At 71.2% G+C, this 19,947-nt stretch carries 1 protein-coding gene and 1 pseudogene; both read left to right on the plus strand.

All coding sequences use genetic code 11. The features are described from left to right. Positions 1 to 39: 39 nt before the first annotated feature. A pseudogene (locus OG326_RS22325) lies at positions 40 to 5,685 on the plus strand (SDR family NAD(P)-dependent oxidoreductase); the annotation flags it as partial. After that, positions 5,682 to 19,946 carry a type I polyketide synthase gene (locus OG326_RS22330; protein WP_327139044.1) on the plus strand — a complete coding sequence of 4,755 codons (14,265 nt, stop codon included), beginning with the start codon at positions 5,682 to 5,684 and terminating at the stop codon, positions 19,944 to 19,946. The pseudogene OG326_RS22325 and the gene OG326_RS22330, both read left to right, overlap by 4 nt. Position 19,947 lies beyond the last annotated feature (1 nt).

Here is a 19,947-nt window from a genome sequence, read left to right on the forward strand (position 1 = left end):
TCGGCGATGGGAAGTGACGTGCCGGGCGGGTCCGTCGAAGAGTTGGTCGGCGCACTGCGCGAGGCGGTGAAAGAGACTGTGCGCCTGCGTAAGCAGGTCGCGGCGGCCCGCGAGCCCATCGCGATCGTCGGGATGGCCTGCCGGTTGCCCGGCGGAGTGAGCTCGCCGGAAGGTCTCTGGGATCTGGTGGTCTCGGGCGGTGACGGAGTATCGGGATTTCCGGTCGACCGCGGATGGGATCTGGACGGCTTGTTCGACGCGGATCCGGATCGGGCCGGGCGGTCGTATGTGCGGGAGGGCGGGTTCCTGCACGAGGCGGCGGAATTCGACGCCGAGTTCTTCGGTATTTCGCCGCGTGAGGCGCTGGCGATGGATCCGCAGCAGCGACTGTTGCTCGAGACAGCCTGGGAGGCAGTGGAGTACGCGGGTATCGATCCGTCCTCGCTGCGGGGTTCGCGGACCGGCGTCTATGCCGGGGTCATGTACCACGACTACGAGCCTGCCCTGCTGGAACGGCTCCCCGCGGTCGAGGGTCAGCGCATTGCCGCTGCCACGAGTGTGATGTCGGGCCGGGTGTCGTTCGTGCTCGGGCTGGAAGGCCCCGCGGTGACCGTGGATACGGCGTGTTCGTCGTCGCTGGTGGCGTTGCATCTGGCGGCGCAGGCCCTGCGGCGGGGGGAATGCGATCTCGCGCTGGCGGGCGGTGCGACCGTGATGGCCCGGCCGGCGGTCTTCGTCGACTTCAGTCGTCAACGGGCGCTGGCCGCTGACGGCCGCTGTAAGTCGTTCGCCGCCACGGCGGACGGCACCGGCTGGTCGGAAGGCGTCGGTGTACTGCTGGTCGAGCGTTTGTCGGATGCGGTGGCCAATGGTCACCGGGTGCTGGCGGTGCTGCGCGGTTCGGCGGTCAATCAGGACGGTGCGTCGAACGGGTTGACGGCGCCGAATGGGCCTGCGCAGCAACGAGTCATCGGGGCGGCATTGGCCGATGCGGGATTGACCACCGCCGATGTGGATGCGGTCGAGGCGCACGGGACCGGTACCAAACTGGGTGACCCGATCGAAGCACATGCCCTGCTGGCCACCTACGGTCAGGATCGGCCCGCCGAGCGGCCGCTCCGGTTGGGGTCGTTGAAGTCGAACATCGGGCATGCGCAGGCGGCTGCGGGTGTGGCGGGTGTGATCAAGATGGTGTTGGCGATGCGGCATGAGTTGTTGCCGCGGACTTTGTATGTGGATGAGCCGTCGCCGTTTGTGGATTGGGAGTCGGGGTCTGTTTCGTTGTTGAGGGAGGCGGTGGGGTGGCCGCGTGGGGAGCGGCCTCGTCGGGTGGGTGTGTCGTCGTTCGGGATCAGTGGGACGAATGCGCATGTGGTGCTGGAGGAACCGGCCACCACGGACACCGCAGTCGATGGGAACAGCGAAACACCGTATCGCACTTCGGAATTCGTGTCAGCCGGCGGCGTCCTGTGGCCGATCTCCGCGAATACCGAACCAGCCCTGCGGACGCAGGCGCAACGTTTGCACACACACCTGGTGGACCGGCCGGAGTGGAGTCCCGCCGATATCGGCTTCTCGCTCGGGACTACGCGGGCATCGCTTCGGCATCGGGCCGTCGTACTCGGCGACGATCGTGAATCCCTGCTCGCGGCGCTGGCCGGACTGGCCGGGGCGGACACCGCCACCCGCATCGTGCGCGGCACACCGGTGGAAGGCGATCTCGCTTTCCTGTTCACCGGGCAGGGCGCGCAGCGACCCCGGATGGGTCGTGGGCTCGCCGCCCGGTTCCCGATCTTCGCGCAGGCGGTGGACGAGATCTGTGCCGCTTTCGGCGACCGGCTCGGCCGGCCGCTACGCGAGGTGCTCGACACCGAGGGGACGGAGCTGCTGGACCGCACGGTCTTCACGCAGGCGGGTCTGTTCACCGTCGAGGTTGCGCTCTATCGGCTGTTGCGGCACATCGGAATTCGGCCGAATCGCGTGGCCGGGCATTCGATCGGCGAGATCACCGCGGCCCATGTGGCCGGGGTCTTCTCCCTCGCGGATGCGGTCACCCTCGTCGCCGCGCGCGGCCGGCTCATGCAGGAACTGCCCGAGGGCGGTGCGATGATCGCCGTCGGGGCCACCGAGGCGGAGGTGGCCGAGCTGCTGGCCGGGCAACAGCGCCACGCCGGCATCGCGGCGGTGAACGGGCCACGGTCGCTGGTGATGTCCGGCGACGACGAGGTGGTGACCGGTATCGCGGAGCGGCTCGCCGCACGCGGTCACAGGACTCGCAGGCTGCGGGCCGGGCATGCCTTCCATTCTCCGCGCATGGCACCCATGCTGGACGAATTCGCCGCTGTGGCAAGCACTCTGACCTATCACACGCCCGGCATCCCGGTGGTGTCGAACGTGACCGGCGCGGCGGCGGGACCGGACATCTGCACACCCGGCTACTGGGTCCGGCACGTCCGCGAGGCGGTGCGCTTCGGGGCGAGTATCCGCCATCTGCACGAGCGCGGCGTCACCACCTATCTGGAGATCGGACCGGACGCGGTACTCACCGTCATGGGGCCAGAAAACCTCACCGGCGAGGAGGCCGGCACGTCCGAATTCGTTGCGGCACTGCGCAAGGACCTGCCGGAGGAGCTGTCGTTCCGGACCGCTGTGGCCCGGTTGCAGGTCCGTGGCTTCGAGCCGGACTGGACCGCCCTGTACACCGGGGCGCGCCGGGTCGAGCTGCCCACCTACGCCTTCGAGCACCAGCGGTACTGGCCGAGCACCACCGCCGGTGACGGCGCGAGCGGGCTGGGGCTCGAGGCCACCGGTCATCCGCTGCTCGCAGCCGTGGTTCGCCCGGCCGGCACCGACTCGGTGCTGCTGACCGGTCGGCTCGCGCTGGGTACGCACCCGTGGCTGAACGACCACCGGGTCTGGGATCAGGCCGTATTCCCCGGATCCGGCCTGATCGAACTGGCACTGGCCGCGGCCGATCGAGTGGGTGCGAACACCGTCGCGGAGCTGACCCTGACCACCGCGCTGCCGCTGTCCGAACACAGCGCGGTCGATGTCCAGGTCTTCGTCGCCGAAGCCGATGACGACGGTCAGCGGTCACTGACCGTGCACGCCCGGCCCGCACGCGAGGAGGCGACCGGCGATTGGACTGTGCTCGCCACCGGCACGGTCGCAAGCGATGTGGCGGTCAGCGATGTGGCCGCGGGCGGTGCGAACACGGCCGTCGACTTCCCGGCGCTGTGGCCTCCCGCGGATGCGCAGGCGGTCGACCTGACCGGCTGGTATGACGCGCTCGGTGCGAGCGGGCTGGAATACGGTCCCGCCTTCCAGGGGCTGCGCGCGGCCTGGCGCCGGGGCTCGGAGATCTTCGCCGAAGCCGGTCTCGCCGAGGAAGAGCGGCAGCAGGCGGACTCGTTCGGGCTGCATCCGATTCTGCTCGACGCGACATTGCACGCCCTCGGACTGGGTGCGCTGCCGGTCGCCGAGCAGGCTCAGGTGCCGTTCGCCTGGACGGGCGTGCGCCGCTGGTCGAGCGGGCCATCGGCGGTGCGAGTGCACATCAGGCCGGTCGGCGCGGCCGCGGTCGCGCTCACCGTGACCGATCCCGCCGGACGGCTGGTGGCGACCGTGGCCTCGCTGAGCGTGCGGCCGGTGACCGCCGATCAACTCGCTCCGGTCTCCGACTCACTGTTCGACATGCAATGGATACCCGTTGCGGCAGCACCGATCCCGCCGGCCGTCGCCTGGACCGTGGTCGGTGACGGCCTCGGACTGACCGAGCACTTGATCTCCGCCGGGCACACCGTCGACGCCTTCGCCGATCTCGAAGCCCTCGCCACCGCTCTCGCGGCGGGAGCGGCCATGCCGGAGGCGGTGCTGGTCCCGTTCGACGGCGATCCGGACAGCTCCGGGGATATGGCGGCCACTGTCCACACTGCATGCCATCGTGCCGCGGACCTGGCGCGACTCTGGCTGTCGGACAGCAGGTTCCGCTCCGCTCGCCTGGTCGTCGTCACGCGCGGGGCGGTCGTCGCGAGGCCCGGTGAGCACATCACCGACCTGGCGGCGGCGAGCGCGCGCGGGCTGCTGCTGTCCGCCCGTACCGAGAATCCGCACCGCTTCGCCCTGGTCGATCTCGACTCCGACCCGGCCTCGTACCGCGCCCTGCCCGGACTTCCGGCAACCGATGAGCCGCAATGCGCGCTCCGCACCGGAACCGTGCTCGGCGCGCGCCTGGCGAGGGCCGAAGCGGCGAGTGCGCAGCGGTCGAAAGCGACAGCACCGCAGCAGGAGTCGGCTACGCCACCGGCGGAAGCGGGTTCTCCGCGACCGGATTCTTCGCTGTCGCAGGTGGCAGCGGTCTCGCCGCATCCGGAATGGTCACGCCCGCAAGGGGAATGGCCCGCGGAGGGCACCGTGCTGATCACCGGTGCGACCGGTGCGCTGGGGCGGCTCATCGCTCGACACCTCGTGCGCGAATACGGTGTGCGGCAGCTGCTGCTGGTGAGCCGCCGCGGGGGACAGGCTGCCGGTATCGCGGAGCTGTACGCTGAATTATCCGGGCTCGGTGCCGAGATCGTGGTGGCAGCCTGCGATGTTGCGGACCGGGAAGCGCTGGCCCGGACGCTGAATGGAATTCCGGCCGCGCATCCGCTGACGGGAGTGATCCACGCGGCCGGAATCCTCGATGACGGCGTTACCGGTGTGCTCACCGCCGAGCGAATCGACGGCGTGCTGCGGCCCAAAGTGGATGCCGCATGGAATCTGCACGAGCTGACGCGGCATGCCCGGCTTGAGACATTCGTGCTGTTCTCCTCTGTGGCAGGAGTTTTCGGTACGGCGGGGCAGGGGAACTACGCGGCGGCCAACGCCTTCCTCGACGCGCTCGCGCGGCAGCGGCGGGCGGAGGGGCTGGCCGGTATCGCGCTCGGCTGGGGCGCCTGGGCCGAACGTGGCATGGCGGCGGAGCTGGGTACGGCGGAGCGCGCCCGCACCGCGCGGGCCGGGATAGGCGGCCTGAGCGACGTCGAGGGGCTGCGGTTGTTCGATATCGCCGTGCGACAGGATGTCGCGTACCTCGCGCCGATGCTGCTGGATCGCGCCTCGATCGTCGGCGAGACACCGCCGTTGCTGCGCGGCCTGATTCGCGCGCCTCGGGCGCGGCGACGCAACGCGGGAACCGGCGACCAGGACCTCCCGCAGCGGCTGGCTGGGCTGACGCCCGAGCGGCAGGAACAGGCGCTGCTGGATCTGATTCGCGCCGAAGCGGTTGCGGTACTGGACTATTCCGGATCCGGCCGACTGCCGGACGGACGGACGTTCACCGAGCTCGGCACGGATTCGCTCACCGCCCTCGAACTGCGCAATCGGCTCGCCGGGGCGACGGGGCTGCGGCTGGCGCCGACCGTTCTGTTCGACCATCCGACGCCGGCCGAACTCGCCCGCAAGCTGCGTGCGGATCTGTTCACAGCGGACCCGGAACCCGAGGACGAGGCGTTCGACGAGGACCGCTTCCGCCGGGAGTTCGCCGCTGTGCCGATCAGCAGGCTACGCGCCGCCGGGCTGCTGGAAGGGCTGCTCGCCGTGCTCGATTCGGGGCCCGGCGCCTCGGTAGTGGACGAGGACGTGATCGACGGGTTGGCAGTGGCGGACCTGATTTCTCTGGCGCGTGAGGGGGCTGAATCGTGAAGGATTCCGAGGCCGGGTCCGCCGAGTTGATCGGTGCTCTCCGGGATGCGGTGAAGGAGACTGTGCGGCTGCGCAAGCAGAATCGTGAGCTGGAAGCCGCGGCGCGGGAGCCGATCGCGATCGTGGGGATGGCATGCCGGTTGCCCGGTGGGGTGAGCTCGCCCGAGAGTTTGTGGGAGCTGGTGGCTTCCGGTGGTGACGGGATCTCGGGTTTTCCGGCCGATCGGGGCTGGGATCTGGAGAGTCTGTTCGATTCGGATCCAGATCGGGCGGGCCGGTCGTATGTGCGGGAGGGCGGGTTCCTGCACGAGGCGGCGGAATTCGACGCCGAGTTCTTCGGTATTTCGCCGCGTGAGGCGCTGGCGATGGATCCGCAGCAGCGACTGTTGCTCGAAACCGCTTGGGAGGCAGTGGAGTACGCGGGTATCGATCCGTCCTCGCTGCGGGGTTCGCGGACCGGCGTCTATGCCGGCGCCATGTTCTACGACCAGGGGCTCACGCTCCCCGGCGGCTTGTCGTCGATCGACGGGCAGCGGCTGGTAGGCAGTTCGGGGAGCGTCGTCTCGGGGCGACTGTCGTTCGTGCTCGGGCTGGAAGGCCCTGCGCTGACCCTGGATACGGCATGTTCGTCGTCGCTGGTGGCCTTGCATCTGGCGGCTCAGGCCCTGCGGCGGCGGGAGTGCGATCTCGCGCTGGCAGGCGGTGTCACCGTCATGTCCAGCCCCGCCGAGTTCATCGGCTTCAGCCGCCAGCGCGCCCTGGCACCCGACGCCCGCTGCAAGGCGTTCGCGGCGGCGGCGGACGGCACCATTTGGGGCGAGGGCACGGCCCTGTTGCTGGTCGAGCGTTTGTCGGATGCGGTGGCCAATGGTCACCGGGTGCTGGCGGTAATGCGTGGTTCGGCCGTGAACCAGGACGGGACCAGCAATGGGCTCACCGCGCCGAACGGGCCTGCACAGCAACGGGTCATCCGGGCGGCATTGGCCGATGCCGGATTGACCACCGCGGACGTCGACGCCGTCGAGGCGCACGGGACCGGTACCAAACTGGGTGACCCGATCGAAGCGCAGGCCTTGCTGGCGACGTACGGCCGGGCGCGCCCGGCCGAGCGGCCGCTCCGGTTGGGGTCGTTGAAGTCGAACATCGGGCATGCGCAGGCGGCTGCGGGTGTGGCGGGTGTGATCAAGATGGTGTTGGCGATGCGGCATGAGTTGTTGCCGCGGACTTTGTATGTGGATGAGCCGTCGCCGTTTGTGGATTGGGAGTCGGGGTCTGTTTCGTTGTTGAGGGAGGCGGTGGGGTGGCCGCGTGGGGAGCGGCCTCGTCGGGTGGGTGTGTCGTCGTTCGGGATCAGTGGGACGAATGCGCATGTGGTGCTGGAGGAACCGGCCACCGCCGTGCAGGCCGACCGGCCCGTCCCGGCTGCCGGGCCGGTGCCGCTGGTGGTCTCGGCCCGCACGCCACAGGCGCTGCGGGACCAGGCGCGGCTACTGCTGCCGCTGGCCTGCGACGACACAGTGAATCCGCACGACCTGGCACACGCCCTCGTCACCACCCGCACCGCCTTCGAGCACCGGGCGGTCGTCGTCGGCGGCCGGGCGGAGCTCTCGGAACTGTTCCCCGTGTTCGCCGCCGGGCAGATCGAACCGGGTATCGCGGTGGGGTCGGCAGCCGAGGCCGGACCCGTCGTTTTCGTGTTTCCGGGTCAGGGTTCGCAGTGGGTGGGGATGGCTCGGGAGTTGTTGGCGGAGTCGGCGGTGTTCGCGGCGCGGATGGGTGAGTGTGCGGTGGCGTTGTCGCCGTTTGTGGAGTGGTCGTTGGTTGATGTGTTGCGTTCGTCGGGTTCGTTGGTGCGGGTGGATGTGGTTCAGCCGGTGTTGTTTTCGGTGATGGTGTCGTTGGCTGCGGTGTGGCGGTCCTTCGGTGTGGTGCCTGCGGCGGTGGTGGGTCATTCGCAGGGGGAGATCGCCGCCGCGGTGGTGGCCGGTGGATTGTCCCTGGCCGATGGCGCGAAGGTTGTCGCCTTGCGGAGCCGGGCCATCGCGGCGCTGGCGGGCCGCGGGGGCATGGCCTCGATCGCCCGTTCGCCCGAGGACACCGCGCAGCTCCTCGCCCCCTGGCCCGGCCGGATTTCGGTGGCGGCGATGAACGGTCCCGGCGCGACCGTGGTGTCCGGGGACCCCGACGCGTTGATCGAACTCCTCGACCGCTGTGCCGCCGACGGGATCCGGGCGCGGCGCATCGATGTCGACTACGCCTCGCATTCGGCGCACGTCGAGGAGATCCGCACCGAGCTGCACACGGTGCTGGCCGGAATCCGCCCCGGCACCGGCGACATCCCCTTCTACTCAACGGTCGACAGCGACTGGATGGACACCGCCGAGCTGGACGCCGGCTACTGGTACCGCAATCTGCGGCAGACGGTCGCCTTCGCTCCGGCGGTGCAGGCGCTGATCGAGCTCGGCCACAACGCATTCCTGGAGATCAGCTCACATCCCGTGCTCGCCGCGAGTATCGAGGACAGTGCGACTGCCGTCGGGGCTTCGGTCGCCGCGCTGCACACCCTGCGCCGTGACGAGGGTGGCGCGCACCGCCTGCTGTGCGCCCTCGGCGAAGCCTGGGTGCGCGGCGTGCCCGTCGACTGGACCGTTGCGCTGGAGGGCATTGCGGCGCGCCCGGTCGCCCTGCCCACCTACCCGTTCCAGCGTCGCCGGTACTGGGCCGATCCGGAAATGCGCACCGCCACAGCGGAATCCGACGATCTCTGGCGCGAGCTGGAGAGCCGGTCGGTACCGGAACTGGCGCAGGCCCTGGACGTCGACGCCGAGGCGCTCGGGCGGGTCCTTCCCGCACTGTCGGCGTGGCGGGCGCGTCGGGGCTCGACATGGCGTTATCGCATTGTCTGGCAACCACTGTCACTGCCACCGGCCCCGCCTGCCGGGCCCTTGCTGCTGGTCGAGCCGGAAACCGGTGGCGGCGACGTCGCCGACGCGCTGATCGGCGCGGGGCTGGAACTGATTCGGCTCACCGTCCCCGGCCCCGGCCACGACCGAGCGGCGCTGGCCGCGCTCGTGCGCGACGCGGTCGCGGACCGGCCCGTCACCGGCGTGCTGTCACTGCTTGCCGACGAGTCGCGCGCCCATCCGGAGCATCCGGAACTGCCCGGCGGCCTGGCGCTGACTCTGGCCCTGGCACAGGGTTTGGGCGATGCCGGCGTCACCGCCCCGCTGTGGTGCGTCACCCGCGGCCTGGCCGTCCTGGATGCCGGTGAACTGCCCGGCGCCCCCGTGTACGGCGCGGTCGCGGGGCTCGGTCGCGTTCTCGCACTGGAACATCCGGACCGCTGGGGCGGCCTCATCGATCTGCCGCCGCAGTGCGACGCGCGACTCGCGGTCCGGCTGCGCACCGTCCTGGCCACCGTGCGCGACGAAGACCAGGTCGCGGTGCGCGCCACCGGCGTGTACGGGCGCCGCCTGCGACCGGTCGCGGAAGGTCCGGGCGACCAGGAGCAGTGGCCGGGCACGGGCACCGTGCTCATCACCGGTGGCACGGGCGGACTCGGGGCCCGGGTGGCCCGGCGGCTCGCCGCGATCGGGGTGCAGCATCTGCTGCTGCTCAGCCGGCGCGGGCCGGAAGCTCCTGGCGTGGAACATCTTCGGGCCGAGCTCAGCGCCGCGGGCGCCGCCGTCACCATCGGCGCGTGCGATGTCACCGACCGGGAGCAGCTCGCGGCCGCCCTGGCCGCGATACCCGCGGAGCTGCCACTGACCGCGGTGGTCCACGCGGCCGGAATCCTCGACGACGGTATGGCCGACACCATGACCGCGGCCCGGCTCGACAGCCAGCTCCGGATCAAGCTCACCGCCGCCACCCATCTGCACGAGCTCACTGCCGGGCACGACCTGACGGCATTCGTCCTGTTCTCCTCACTCATGGGCACGGTCGGCGGTCTCGGCCAGGCGAATTACGCCGCCGCCAACGCCGCCCTGGACGCGTTCGCCGCCACCCGCCGCGCCGCGGGCCTGCCGACCACCTGCCTCGCGTGGGGCATGTGGGCCGGTGACGGCATGGTGGACCGGCGCGATGCCGACCGCCTCGACAGCCTCGGCGTCCGCGCCATGGACCCGCACGCCGCACTGGCAGCGCTCGGCCGAATCCTGGCCGGTGACAGTGCCGAAGCGATTGTCGCGGATGTGGATTGGTCGCGTTTCGCCACGGCGGGCCGGACCCGTGGCCCGGCACTGTTCGGGCAGCTGCCCGGCGTCGCGGCGACACCCACCGAGACCACCGATTCACCGCGCGCGCGGCTCGCCGCGCTGCCGGCCGCGGAACGGACCCGCCGGCTCGCCGCGCTGATCGGTGAACTCGCCGCCCAGGTGCTCGGACATGACACCCCGGATGCCCTCGATACGCGAAAAGCTTTCGCGGAGCTCGGTTTCGACTCGCTCAGCGCGGTCGACATGCGCAATCGGCTCGCCCGGGCCACCGGATTGCGACTGCCCACCACGATTCTGTTCGACCACGCCACACCGCAGGCGCTCGCCGCGCATCTGGCCACCGAACTCGGCGAACCCGATACCGCGCCGCCGGCGGTCACCGCGGTCACCACTGCCGCAGACGAGCCGATCGCCATCGTGGGTATCGGCTGCCGATTCCCCGGCGGGGCACACGGACCCGACGCCTTCTGGCAGCTCCTCGCCGAAGGCCGCGACATCATGGCCGACTGGCCCGACGACCGCGGCTGGGACAGCGGGCGGCTCTACGATCCCCGTCGTGAGCGGCCGGGCACCACCTACAGCCGGGTCGGCGGGTTTCTGCCCGACGCCGCCGGTTTCGATGCGGCGTTCTTCGGCATCGCCCCGCGCGAGGCGCTGGCCATGGACCCACAGCAGCGCATTCTGCTCGAAACCTGCTGGGAGGCCATCGAAAACGCGGGCATCGAACCGGGTTCACTGCGCGGGGAGAATATCGGCGTCTTCATCGGCACCAATGGCGGGGACTATTCGGCCCGGATCGCCGAATCGGCGGACGATACCGAAGGACACTTCCTGACCGGCAACACCGCCAGCGTGCTGTCGGGCCGCCTGTCCTACACCTTCGGACTCGAAGGGCCCGCGCTCACCGTCGACACCGCCTGCTCCGCCTCGCTGGTGGCGCTGCATCTCGCCGTGCAGGCCCTGCGCCGCGGCGAGTGCGAGCGGGCATTGACCGGCGGCGTCACGATCATGAGCACGCCCACGCTGTTCCTGGAATTCAGCAGGCAGGGCGCCCTCGCCCGCGACGGGCGCTGCAAGGCGTTCTCCGCCGACGCCGACGGCACCGCATGGTCGGAAGGGGCCGGCGTCCTGATGCTCGAACGGCTGTCCGACGCGCGGCGGCACGGCCACCGGGTGCTGGCCCTCGTCACCGGCACGGCGATCAACCAGGACGGCGCCAGCAACGGCCTCACCGCCCCGAACGGTCTCGCCCAGCAGCGTGTGATCCGCGCGGCCCTCGCCGACGCCGGCGTCTCGGCCGCCGAGGTCGGCGCGGTCGAGGCCCACGGCACCGGCACCAATTTGGGCGATCCGATCGAAGCCCAAGCGCTGCAAGCCGTCTACGGCGACCGGCACCACGAATCCCGGCCGCTGTGGCTCGGATCGGTCAAATCCAATATCGGCCACACCCAGGCCGCCGCCGGCGTCGCTGGCGTGATCAAGATGGTGCTCGCGCTGCGGCACGCCGAACTCCCGCCGACGCTGCACGCACAGGTGCCCAGCCCGCACATCGACTGGGACACTTCAGGTCTGCGGTTGCTGACCGAGCCGACTTCATGGTCGCGACCGGATGGTCCACGACGCGCCGGTGTCTCGGCCTTCGGCATCAGCGGAACGAACGCACACGTGATCCTCCAGGAAGCAGCAGCGGGCGGCGACGGATCGGAAGCCGGTGACTTGGGCATAGCGCCTTCCCAGGCCCGCGAAATGCCGGGAAACGAGAACTGGGAAAGGGCAGGGGTCGCGGACCGGGATACGGCGGCAGCCCAGGATCCCGACAGGCCGACGGCCCAGGGCGAGGTTCCGGGCGACTCGGTCGTGACACCCTTGCTGTTGTCCGGGGCCACTCCGGAGGCCTTGCGTGCCTTGGCATCCCGCATCGGCGAGCATATCGCCGCCCACCCGGACGTTGCTGCGGCGGACATCGTGCACACCCTGGCCACCACTCGTGCGGGACTGCGCTACCGGGCGGCGATCCTGCCGCAGGGCGACCGGGCCGTGCGGCAGGCGCTCACCGGCTTCGGCGACGGCACTGCCCGCGGTGATGTGATCACCGGTATCGCACCGGGAAACAGGCGGTTGGCGTTCCTGTTCCCCGGGCAGGGCAGCCAATTCGCCGCGGCGGGCGCGGAGCTGTATCGCGCCGAGCCCGCGTTCGCCGCGGTACTCGACGAGGTGCTGACTCAGTTCGCGCCGCACCTCGACCGCTCCCTGCGGGAAATCATGTTCGCCGCCGAGGGTACCGAGGCGGCCGGCCTGCTGGATCGGACCCGGTACACCCAGCCCGCGCTCTTCGCTGTCTCCGTGGCGCTCTCGCGCCTGCTGGAGCAGCGGGGAGTCCGCCCGGACGTGCTACTCGGGCACTCCGTCGGCGAACTCGCCGCCGCCCATATCGCGAGCGTGCTGACCCTGTCTGACGCGTGCGCCCTGGTCGCCGCGCGCGGACGACTCATGGACGAGCTGCCCGAGGGCGGCACGATGGTGGCGGTCGAAGCGACCGAGGACGAGGTCCGCGCACTGCTCACCGAGGTCGCGGGCGGCGCCGTTGCCATCGCGGCCGTCAACGGTCCGGAATCCCTTGTGCTAAGCGGTGACAGCGAGGCCGTCGAGGTCGTTGCCGACCGGCTGCGCACGCTGGGACGCCGCACCAGGCGGCTCGCGGTCAGCCACGCATTCCACTCCACCCGAATGGAACCCGTGCTCGCGGAGTTCCGGCGGATCGCGGAATCGGTCGGCTACGCGCCTCCGCAGCTGACGGTGATCTCCAATCTGACCGGTGCGCCCGCCGCGGCCGACGAGCTGTGCACCCCCGAATACTGGGTCCGGCACATTCGCGGCACGGTGCGCTTCCGCGACGGTATCGACGCCCTGGTCGCCGAGGGGGCGACCACCTTCCTCGAGGTCGGCCCCGGCGGCGTGCTCGCCGCGCTGCTGGCCGAAGGCCTGCCCGTGAATCCCGCTGGTGCGGTACTGCCCCTGCTTCCCAAGGGGCGCAGCGAGTCCCGAGCGGTCGCCGCCGCGCTCGCCGGGCTGTACGTGCGCGGTGTCCCGGTAATCTGGCCCACGGTGGGCAAGCAGATCGACCTGCCCACTTATCCGTTCGAGCACCGGCGGTTCTGGCCCGAGAACGCCGCTCCGGCCGCCGACGCCGACTGGAATCTGTTGCGGGACAATGACGCACCGGCCCTCGCGGCGCTGTTGGGCATCACTGTCGACACTCCGCTCGCCGAGGCGCTGCCCGCGCTGACCGCGTGGCGCGCACGCACCGAGCGGGAATCCCTGGCCGCCGACCTGCGCTACCGCATCTCCTGGCAGTCGCTGACCGCTCCGAGCGGCCCCCGCCTGTCCGGACGTTGGCTCCTGGTGGTCCCGGAGGTCGAGAACGCCACAGCCGCAAGGGCATCGGCGGAGAATGCCCAGGCAGTACGGGAAGCCGGTCGCGTCGCCGCGGAGACCGGACCGGCGGTTGTGGAGGTCGCGCCGACGGCAGCAGAGACCGTGCCTGCGGTCGCGGGGACCGAGCCGGCGGCGCAGTCCGCGTCGGAGGTGGTGGAGCGGGTGCGGGCGGTGACGGAGACGTTCGCCGCGTACGGCGCCGAGGTGGCCGTCGTCACGGTCGGCGCGGGGACGACCCGTGCGGAACTGTCGCAGCGGCTGCGGGATTCGGCTCCGGCGGGGGTGCTGTCAATGCTCGCGCTGGGTGCGGATCCGCTCGGAAATACGCTCCGGCTGGTGCAGGCCGCAGGCGACAGCGACGCCGATCTCAGACTGTGGTGCCTCACCTGCGGTGCGGCGCAGGACGCGGCGCCACTGCCGGAGCAGGAACAGATCTGGGGCTTCGGACGTGTTGCCGCGCTGGAGCATCCCCGCGTGTGGGGCGGACTGATCGACCTGCCGGAGGTCCTGGACGACACCGCCGGGCGGCTGCTCGCGGCGGTGATCGGCGGCGGGCTGGGGGAGGAGGATCAGGTCGCGATCCGGCCGTCCGGGCTGTACGGCCGCCGTCTCGTCCGGGCGGTCCCGGACTCGACAGCGGATCGGCCGCACTGGAAACCGTCCGGCACCATCGTGATCACCGGTGGCACCGGCGGGATCGGCGCCGAGGTCGCTCGCAATCTGGCCGCCGACGGCGCCGGGCATCTGGTCCTGGTAAGTCGCCGCGGCCCCGCTGCCCCGGGCGCTGCGGCGCTCGGGGCCGAGCTGGAACGCACGGGTGCCCGCGTCAGCCTGGAAGCCTGCGATATCGCTGATCGCACGGCCGTCGCCGGGCTGCTGGAGCGGCTACGCGCAGCGGGTGATTCGCCGCGCGCCGTATTCCACGCCGCGGGCGAGGTGTCCGTTCGCCCGATCGGGGAGCGCACCGCTGCGGATCTGGCCGGCGAGCTGGCTGCCAAGGTGGACGGTGCGTCGCACCTCGACGCACTGCTCGACCTGCCGTCGCTGGAAGCTTTTGTTCTCTTCTCCTCGATCGCCGGAACCTGGGGCAGTGGTGGGCAGAGCGGTTACGCGGCCGCCAATGCACACCTGGACGCGCTCGCCGCGTGCCGGCGCGCTCGCGGACTGGCCGCCACCTCGGTGGCCTGGGGACCGTGGGCCGGTACCGGAATGGCACGGGGTGAAACGAGTGCAATCCTGCTGCGGCACGGGCTGATCGGACTGGAACCGGCGGTGGCCGTCGCGGCCCTGCGGCAGGCTGTCGACCAGGGTGATACGCACGTGGTCGTGGCCGCGGTGGACTGGGAGCGGTTCACGCCCACCTTCACCTCCGGCCGGCCCAGCCCACTGCTGCACGGCATTGCGGAGGCCACCCAGGCCGGCACCGGCGAGCACACCACGAGCGATACCGCCGGCGGGTGGCGGCATCGGCTCACCGGCCTGGCCGAACCCGAGCAGCAGCAGCTGGTGCGGGAATTGGTCAGCACCGAGGTCGCCGCGGGGCTCGGTCACGCTGCCGGGCACACGTTCGATCCCGAAAGGCCGCTGCGTGAGCTCGGTTTCGACTCCCTGACCACGGTCGAGGTGCGCAACCGGCTGGCCGCCGTCACCGGGCTGACCCTGCCCGCGTCGCTGCTGTTCGACCACCCGACCATCGCCGCACTGAGTGCCTGTCTGCACGACCTGCTGACCGGATCTGCGGCAGTCACGCCCGCACCGGTCGCCGGAACCGCCGCCGATCCGGCCGAACCGCTCGCCGTGGTCGCCATGGCGTGCCGTTTCCCCGGCGGCGTGCGGTCGCCGGAAGAACTGTGGGAACTCGTCACCGGCGAGGTCGACGCCTTCTCACCGATGCCCGCCGACCGCGGCTGGGACCTGGGCGCGCTCTACCACCCGGATCCGGACAATCTCGGGACCAGCTATGCGACCGGCGGTGGATTCCTCACCGGCGCAGGCGATTTCGATGCCGCGTTCTTCGGTATCTCACCACGGGAGGCGCTGGCCATGGACCCCCAGCAGCGACTGCTGCTGGAGACCGCGTGGGAGGCGATGGAACGCGCCGGACTGGACCCGCTGCGGCTCACGGACCGCACCGGTGGTGTTTTCGTGGGCGTCGCCGGGCAGGGTTACGGCTCCGGGCCCGTCTCGGCCGACGTCGAAGGGCATCTGCTCGCGGGCACCGTGACGAGCGTGGCTTCGGGGCGCATCGCCTACCAGTTCGGCCTGGAAGGACCGGCCGTCACCCTGGACACGGCCTGCTCTTCCGGACTGGTCGCTCTGCATCTCGCCGGGCAGGCGTTGCGATCCGGTGACTGCTCCTTCGCCCTCGTCGGCGGCGCGGCCGTCATGGCGGTCCCGGACGTCTTCGTCGAATTCAGCAGGCAGCGCGGGCTTTCCGCGGACGGCCGCTGCCGTTCCTTCGCCGACGCGGCCGACGGCACCGGCTGGGGCGAGGGTGCCGGCATGCTGCTGGTCGAGCGGCTCTCCGACGCGCAGCGGCAGGGCCACCCCGTACTCGCGGTGATCCGCGGCAGCGCCGTCAATCAGGACGGCACCTCCAACGGCCTCACCGCGCCGAACGGCCTTGCCCAGCAACGAGTGATCCGCCAGGCGCTCGCCAGTGCCGGTCTCGACGCCGCGGATATCGACCTCGTCGAGGCGCACGGCACCGGCACCGTGCTCGGCGATGTGGTCGAGGCGCAGGCGCTGCTGGCCACCTACGGCGCCGACCGCCGCGGGCGCGGGCCACTGCGACTGGGTTCACTGAAATCCAATATCGGCCACACCCAGGCCGCCGCCGGAATCGCGGGCATCATCAAGACAGTCCAGGCACTACGGCACGGCCTGCTACCGCGCACACTGCATATCGACGAACCCACCTCCCGCGTCGACTGGACCATCGGCGAGATCGAACTGCTGACCGAGACTCAGCCCTGGGAAACCGGAGACCGCCCCCGCCGCGCCGGCATCTCGGCCTTCGGTATGAGCGGCACCAATGCCCACGTCGTGCTCGAGGAGGCAGTGCCCGGCGGGCGGCCTCCCGCGGCGCTCGGGGCGACTATCGGTCCGGTGCCCTGGATACTCTCCGCGCGTACTCAGGCGGCGCTGCGCGGGCAGGCCCTCCGATTGCGGGATCACCTGATCGTCCATGCGGAGCTCGAAATCGACGAGGTGGCAGGGGCATTGGCTGCGCGGTCGGACTTCCCGGTGCGTGCCGTCGTGGTGGGCGCGGATCGGGAGACACTGCTGCGGTCGCTGACCGATCTCGCCGAAGACCCGGCCGCCCCCGGAATCGTTCGGGGCGAGGCCGCGGCGGGGCGCACGGTATTCGTGTTCCCGGGGCAGGGCGCGCAGTGGCCGGGAATGGCCGCCGAACTGCTGGACACCGCACCGGAATTCATCGCTTCGATCGCCGAATGTGAAGCCGCACTGGCGCCTTGGACCGACTGGTCGCTGACCGATGTGCTGCGTGCGAAGCCCGGCGCGGCATCGCTCGAACGGGTCGATGTGGTGCAGCCCGCGCTGTTCGCGGTGATGATGGCGCTCGCCGCCCAATGGCGTGCCGCCGGTGTGCATCCCGATGCCGTGATCGGCCACAGTCAAGGTGAGATCGCAGCCGCCTGCGTCGCGGGTGCGCTGTCGCTCGCCGACGCGGCCAAGGTGGTGGCACTGCGCAGCCGGTCGCTGCGCGGTCTGTCGGGCGCGGGCGGCATGGTGTCCCTGGCGGTGGGACGCCGGCGCGCCGAAGAGCTGATCGCCCCGTACGGGGACGGTATCTGCGTTGCCGCCGTCAACGGCCCGGGTGCGGTGGTCGTCGCGGGCACACCCGCGGCGCTGGCCGAGTTGGTGAGCGATTGCGCGGGCCGCGGCGTCCGCGCCCGCCCCATTCCGGTGGACTATGCCGCGCACTCCACTCAGGTGGAGCGGCTCCGGGATGAACTGCTGTCTCTGCTCGCCGACGTACGGCCGCGCGACGGGGAGATCCCGCTCTACTCCACGGTCACCGGCGAACGGATCGGCGGGGCGTCGCTCGATGCCGGCTACTGGTACAGCAACCTGCGCGAGACCGTCGAATTCGACCGTGGCACAGCAAGTCTGCTTGACGCCGGCATTACGCGGTTCCTCGAGATGAGCCCGCATCCCGTCCTGACCGCCGCGATCGAGGGCGCCGCGGAGGAGGCCGGCCGCACCATCGCCGCCATCGGCTCGCTGCGCCGCGACGACGGCGGCAGGCAACGCCTGCTGACCTCGCTGGGTGAGGCCTGGTGCTCCGGCGCGGCGGTGTCGTGGCGCCGGGTGGCCGCACCAGGCGGCGAGGCTGCCCAGTCCGACGCCGCGCACCGCGGCCGCGTCGTCACCCTGCCCACGTATGCCTTTCAGCGCCAAAGCTTCTGGCTACCGGCACCGGGTCGCCACGCTCCCGCGGCGGGCAGCGTCCCCGCGGCCGAAGCCGGACGGGAGCTGACCTACCGCATCGGCTGGCAACCCGTCTCCGAGCCGCCCCCGGCGCGGCTGTCCGGCGACTGGCTGCTGCTCGTACCGGGCGACCGACAGGGGCACCGGGCCGTCGAGGTCTGCGCGCGGGCGCTGCGGCACGGTGGCGCGCGACCTGTGAACGTCACCGTGCCTCCCGGCGCATCCGCCGACGATGCGCTGGCCGATCCCGCACTGCCCGGACAACCGGCGGGCATCCTCTCGCTGCTCGGACTCGACGAGGATCCGGCTCCGGACCACGGCGCCACGCCCGCCGGACTGATCGCGACCGTGCAACTGCTGCGGGCACTCGACGCGCGCGAGATCACCGCGCCGCTGTGGTCTGTGACGACCGGTGCGGTCGCCGTCGGCGACGAGGCGCTCGAGCATGCGGATCAGGCGGGCCTGTGGGGACTTGGCCAGGTGCTACTGCTTGAACAGGAGACCCGCCTCGGAGGTCTGCTCGACCTGCCCGCCACGGACCTGGATGCACTCGTCGCGGACGACGACGTGCTCGCCGGCCGCGTGGCCGCAGTGCTGACCGGCGGACACGGGGAGGATCAGATCGCGCTGCGGGCCACCGGCACGTACGGAAGGCGCTTGCAGCGCACCGATATTCACGATGGTCCGGTGCTCCGCGACTGGTCGCCCACCGGCGGCACGGCGCTGATCACGGCGGGTATGAGCGAGCTGACGGCCGAGCTGTCGCGGTGGCTTGCCACCCGGGGCGCCACGCATGTGGTGATCGCCGGAGGCCGCCGCAGTGGCGAGCCCGCCTCGCACCCGCTCGCCAACGGCGACGCCGCAGCGAACTCGCTCGGGAACGGTCGTGCCGCCGTGGCCACCGCGGGCAATGACAAGACCGGCACCGGCACCCTCGGTGACGGTGCGGCCGCCGCAGACCCGCTGGGCAATGGCGAGATCGCCGTGGCCCTGGCCGGCCACCGCCGAGGCGCGCTCCGCGAAGAAGAGACGCTTCGCGAAGATCTGGCCGACCTCGGCGCCGATCTGACCGTAATCGACTGCACCGCAACCGATCCGGAGTTGGCGGCAGAGCTGGCAGACCTGCCGCCCCTCCGCATCGTTGTGCACTCCGCTGTGCCGGAGCAGCCGGGTGCCACCGTCTCGATTCTCACCGCGCGCGAGCTCGGCGATACCGTGCACGCGGCGCTGGCGGCAATGCGAAATCTGGAGGCGCTCAGCGCATCCGGAGACGCGACCCTCGTCGTACTCACCGCGCCGAGCGGAACCTGGGGTGCGGCCAGGCACGGCGCGGCCACCGCCGCCTGTGCGGCGATCCAGGCACGGCTGCGACAGCGCCGCGACCGCGGCGCGCACACGTTGGCGGTTGCCGTCGGCGGACAGGACAGCCGGTCGGTCGCGACCGACCGCCCGCTACCGGCCGGGACCGTCACCGCACTCCTGCAGCGACTGCTCGACCACGACGAGGCCGACGGCTTCCTGGCCGATATCGATGTGGACCGGATCATCGCCTCGGTGCCGAATCGCCGTGCGCTCGGCCTGATTCGCGACCTGCCCGAGATCGCGCAGGCACTGCGCGGGCAGCCGGAGAGCGATACCGCGCCCACTGCGCTCGCTGGACGGCTCGAGCCCCTCGGCGAACCGGCCCGTCGCCGCATGCTGCTCGATATCGTCACCGGTCACGCGGCGACCGTGCTCGGCCACAGCGACCGCTCGGCGGTCCGGTCCGAACAGGCCTTCGCCGACACCGGCTTCGACTCCATGCTCGCCGTCCAGTTCCGCAATCAATTGCGTGCCGCCACCGGGGTTCAGCTACCCGCCACCGTGGTCTTCGATCATCCGACGCCGAGCGCGCTGGTCGAGGTGCTCTACGCCGAACTGTGCTCCGACACCGCCGCGGGCGCGCGGGCGCTGACCGAACTCGAGCGCCTGGAGTCGGCACTCGCGGGCCTCGCCCCCGGCGTACCGGGCGGGCAGGAGATCGGAGTGCGCCTGCAGCAGCTCGTGCGCCGCTGGACCGAGCCCGAGGCCCCGGCCCCGGAGCGGGACGTACTCGGCGCCGCCACCGCGGACGAGCTCTTCGACCTTCTCGACAACAACTACGGACTGGACTGAG

Source organism: Nocardia sp. NBC_01327 (assembly GCF_035958815.1).
Taxonomy (GTDB): Bacteria; Actinomycetota; Actinomycetes; order Mycobacteriales; family Mycobacteriaceae; genus Nocardia.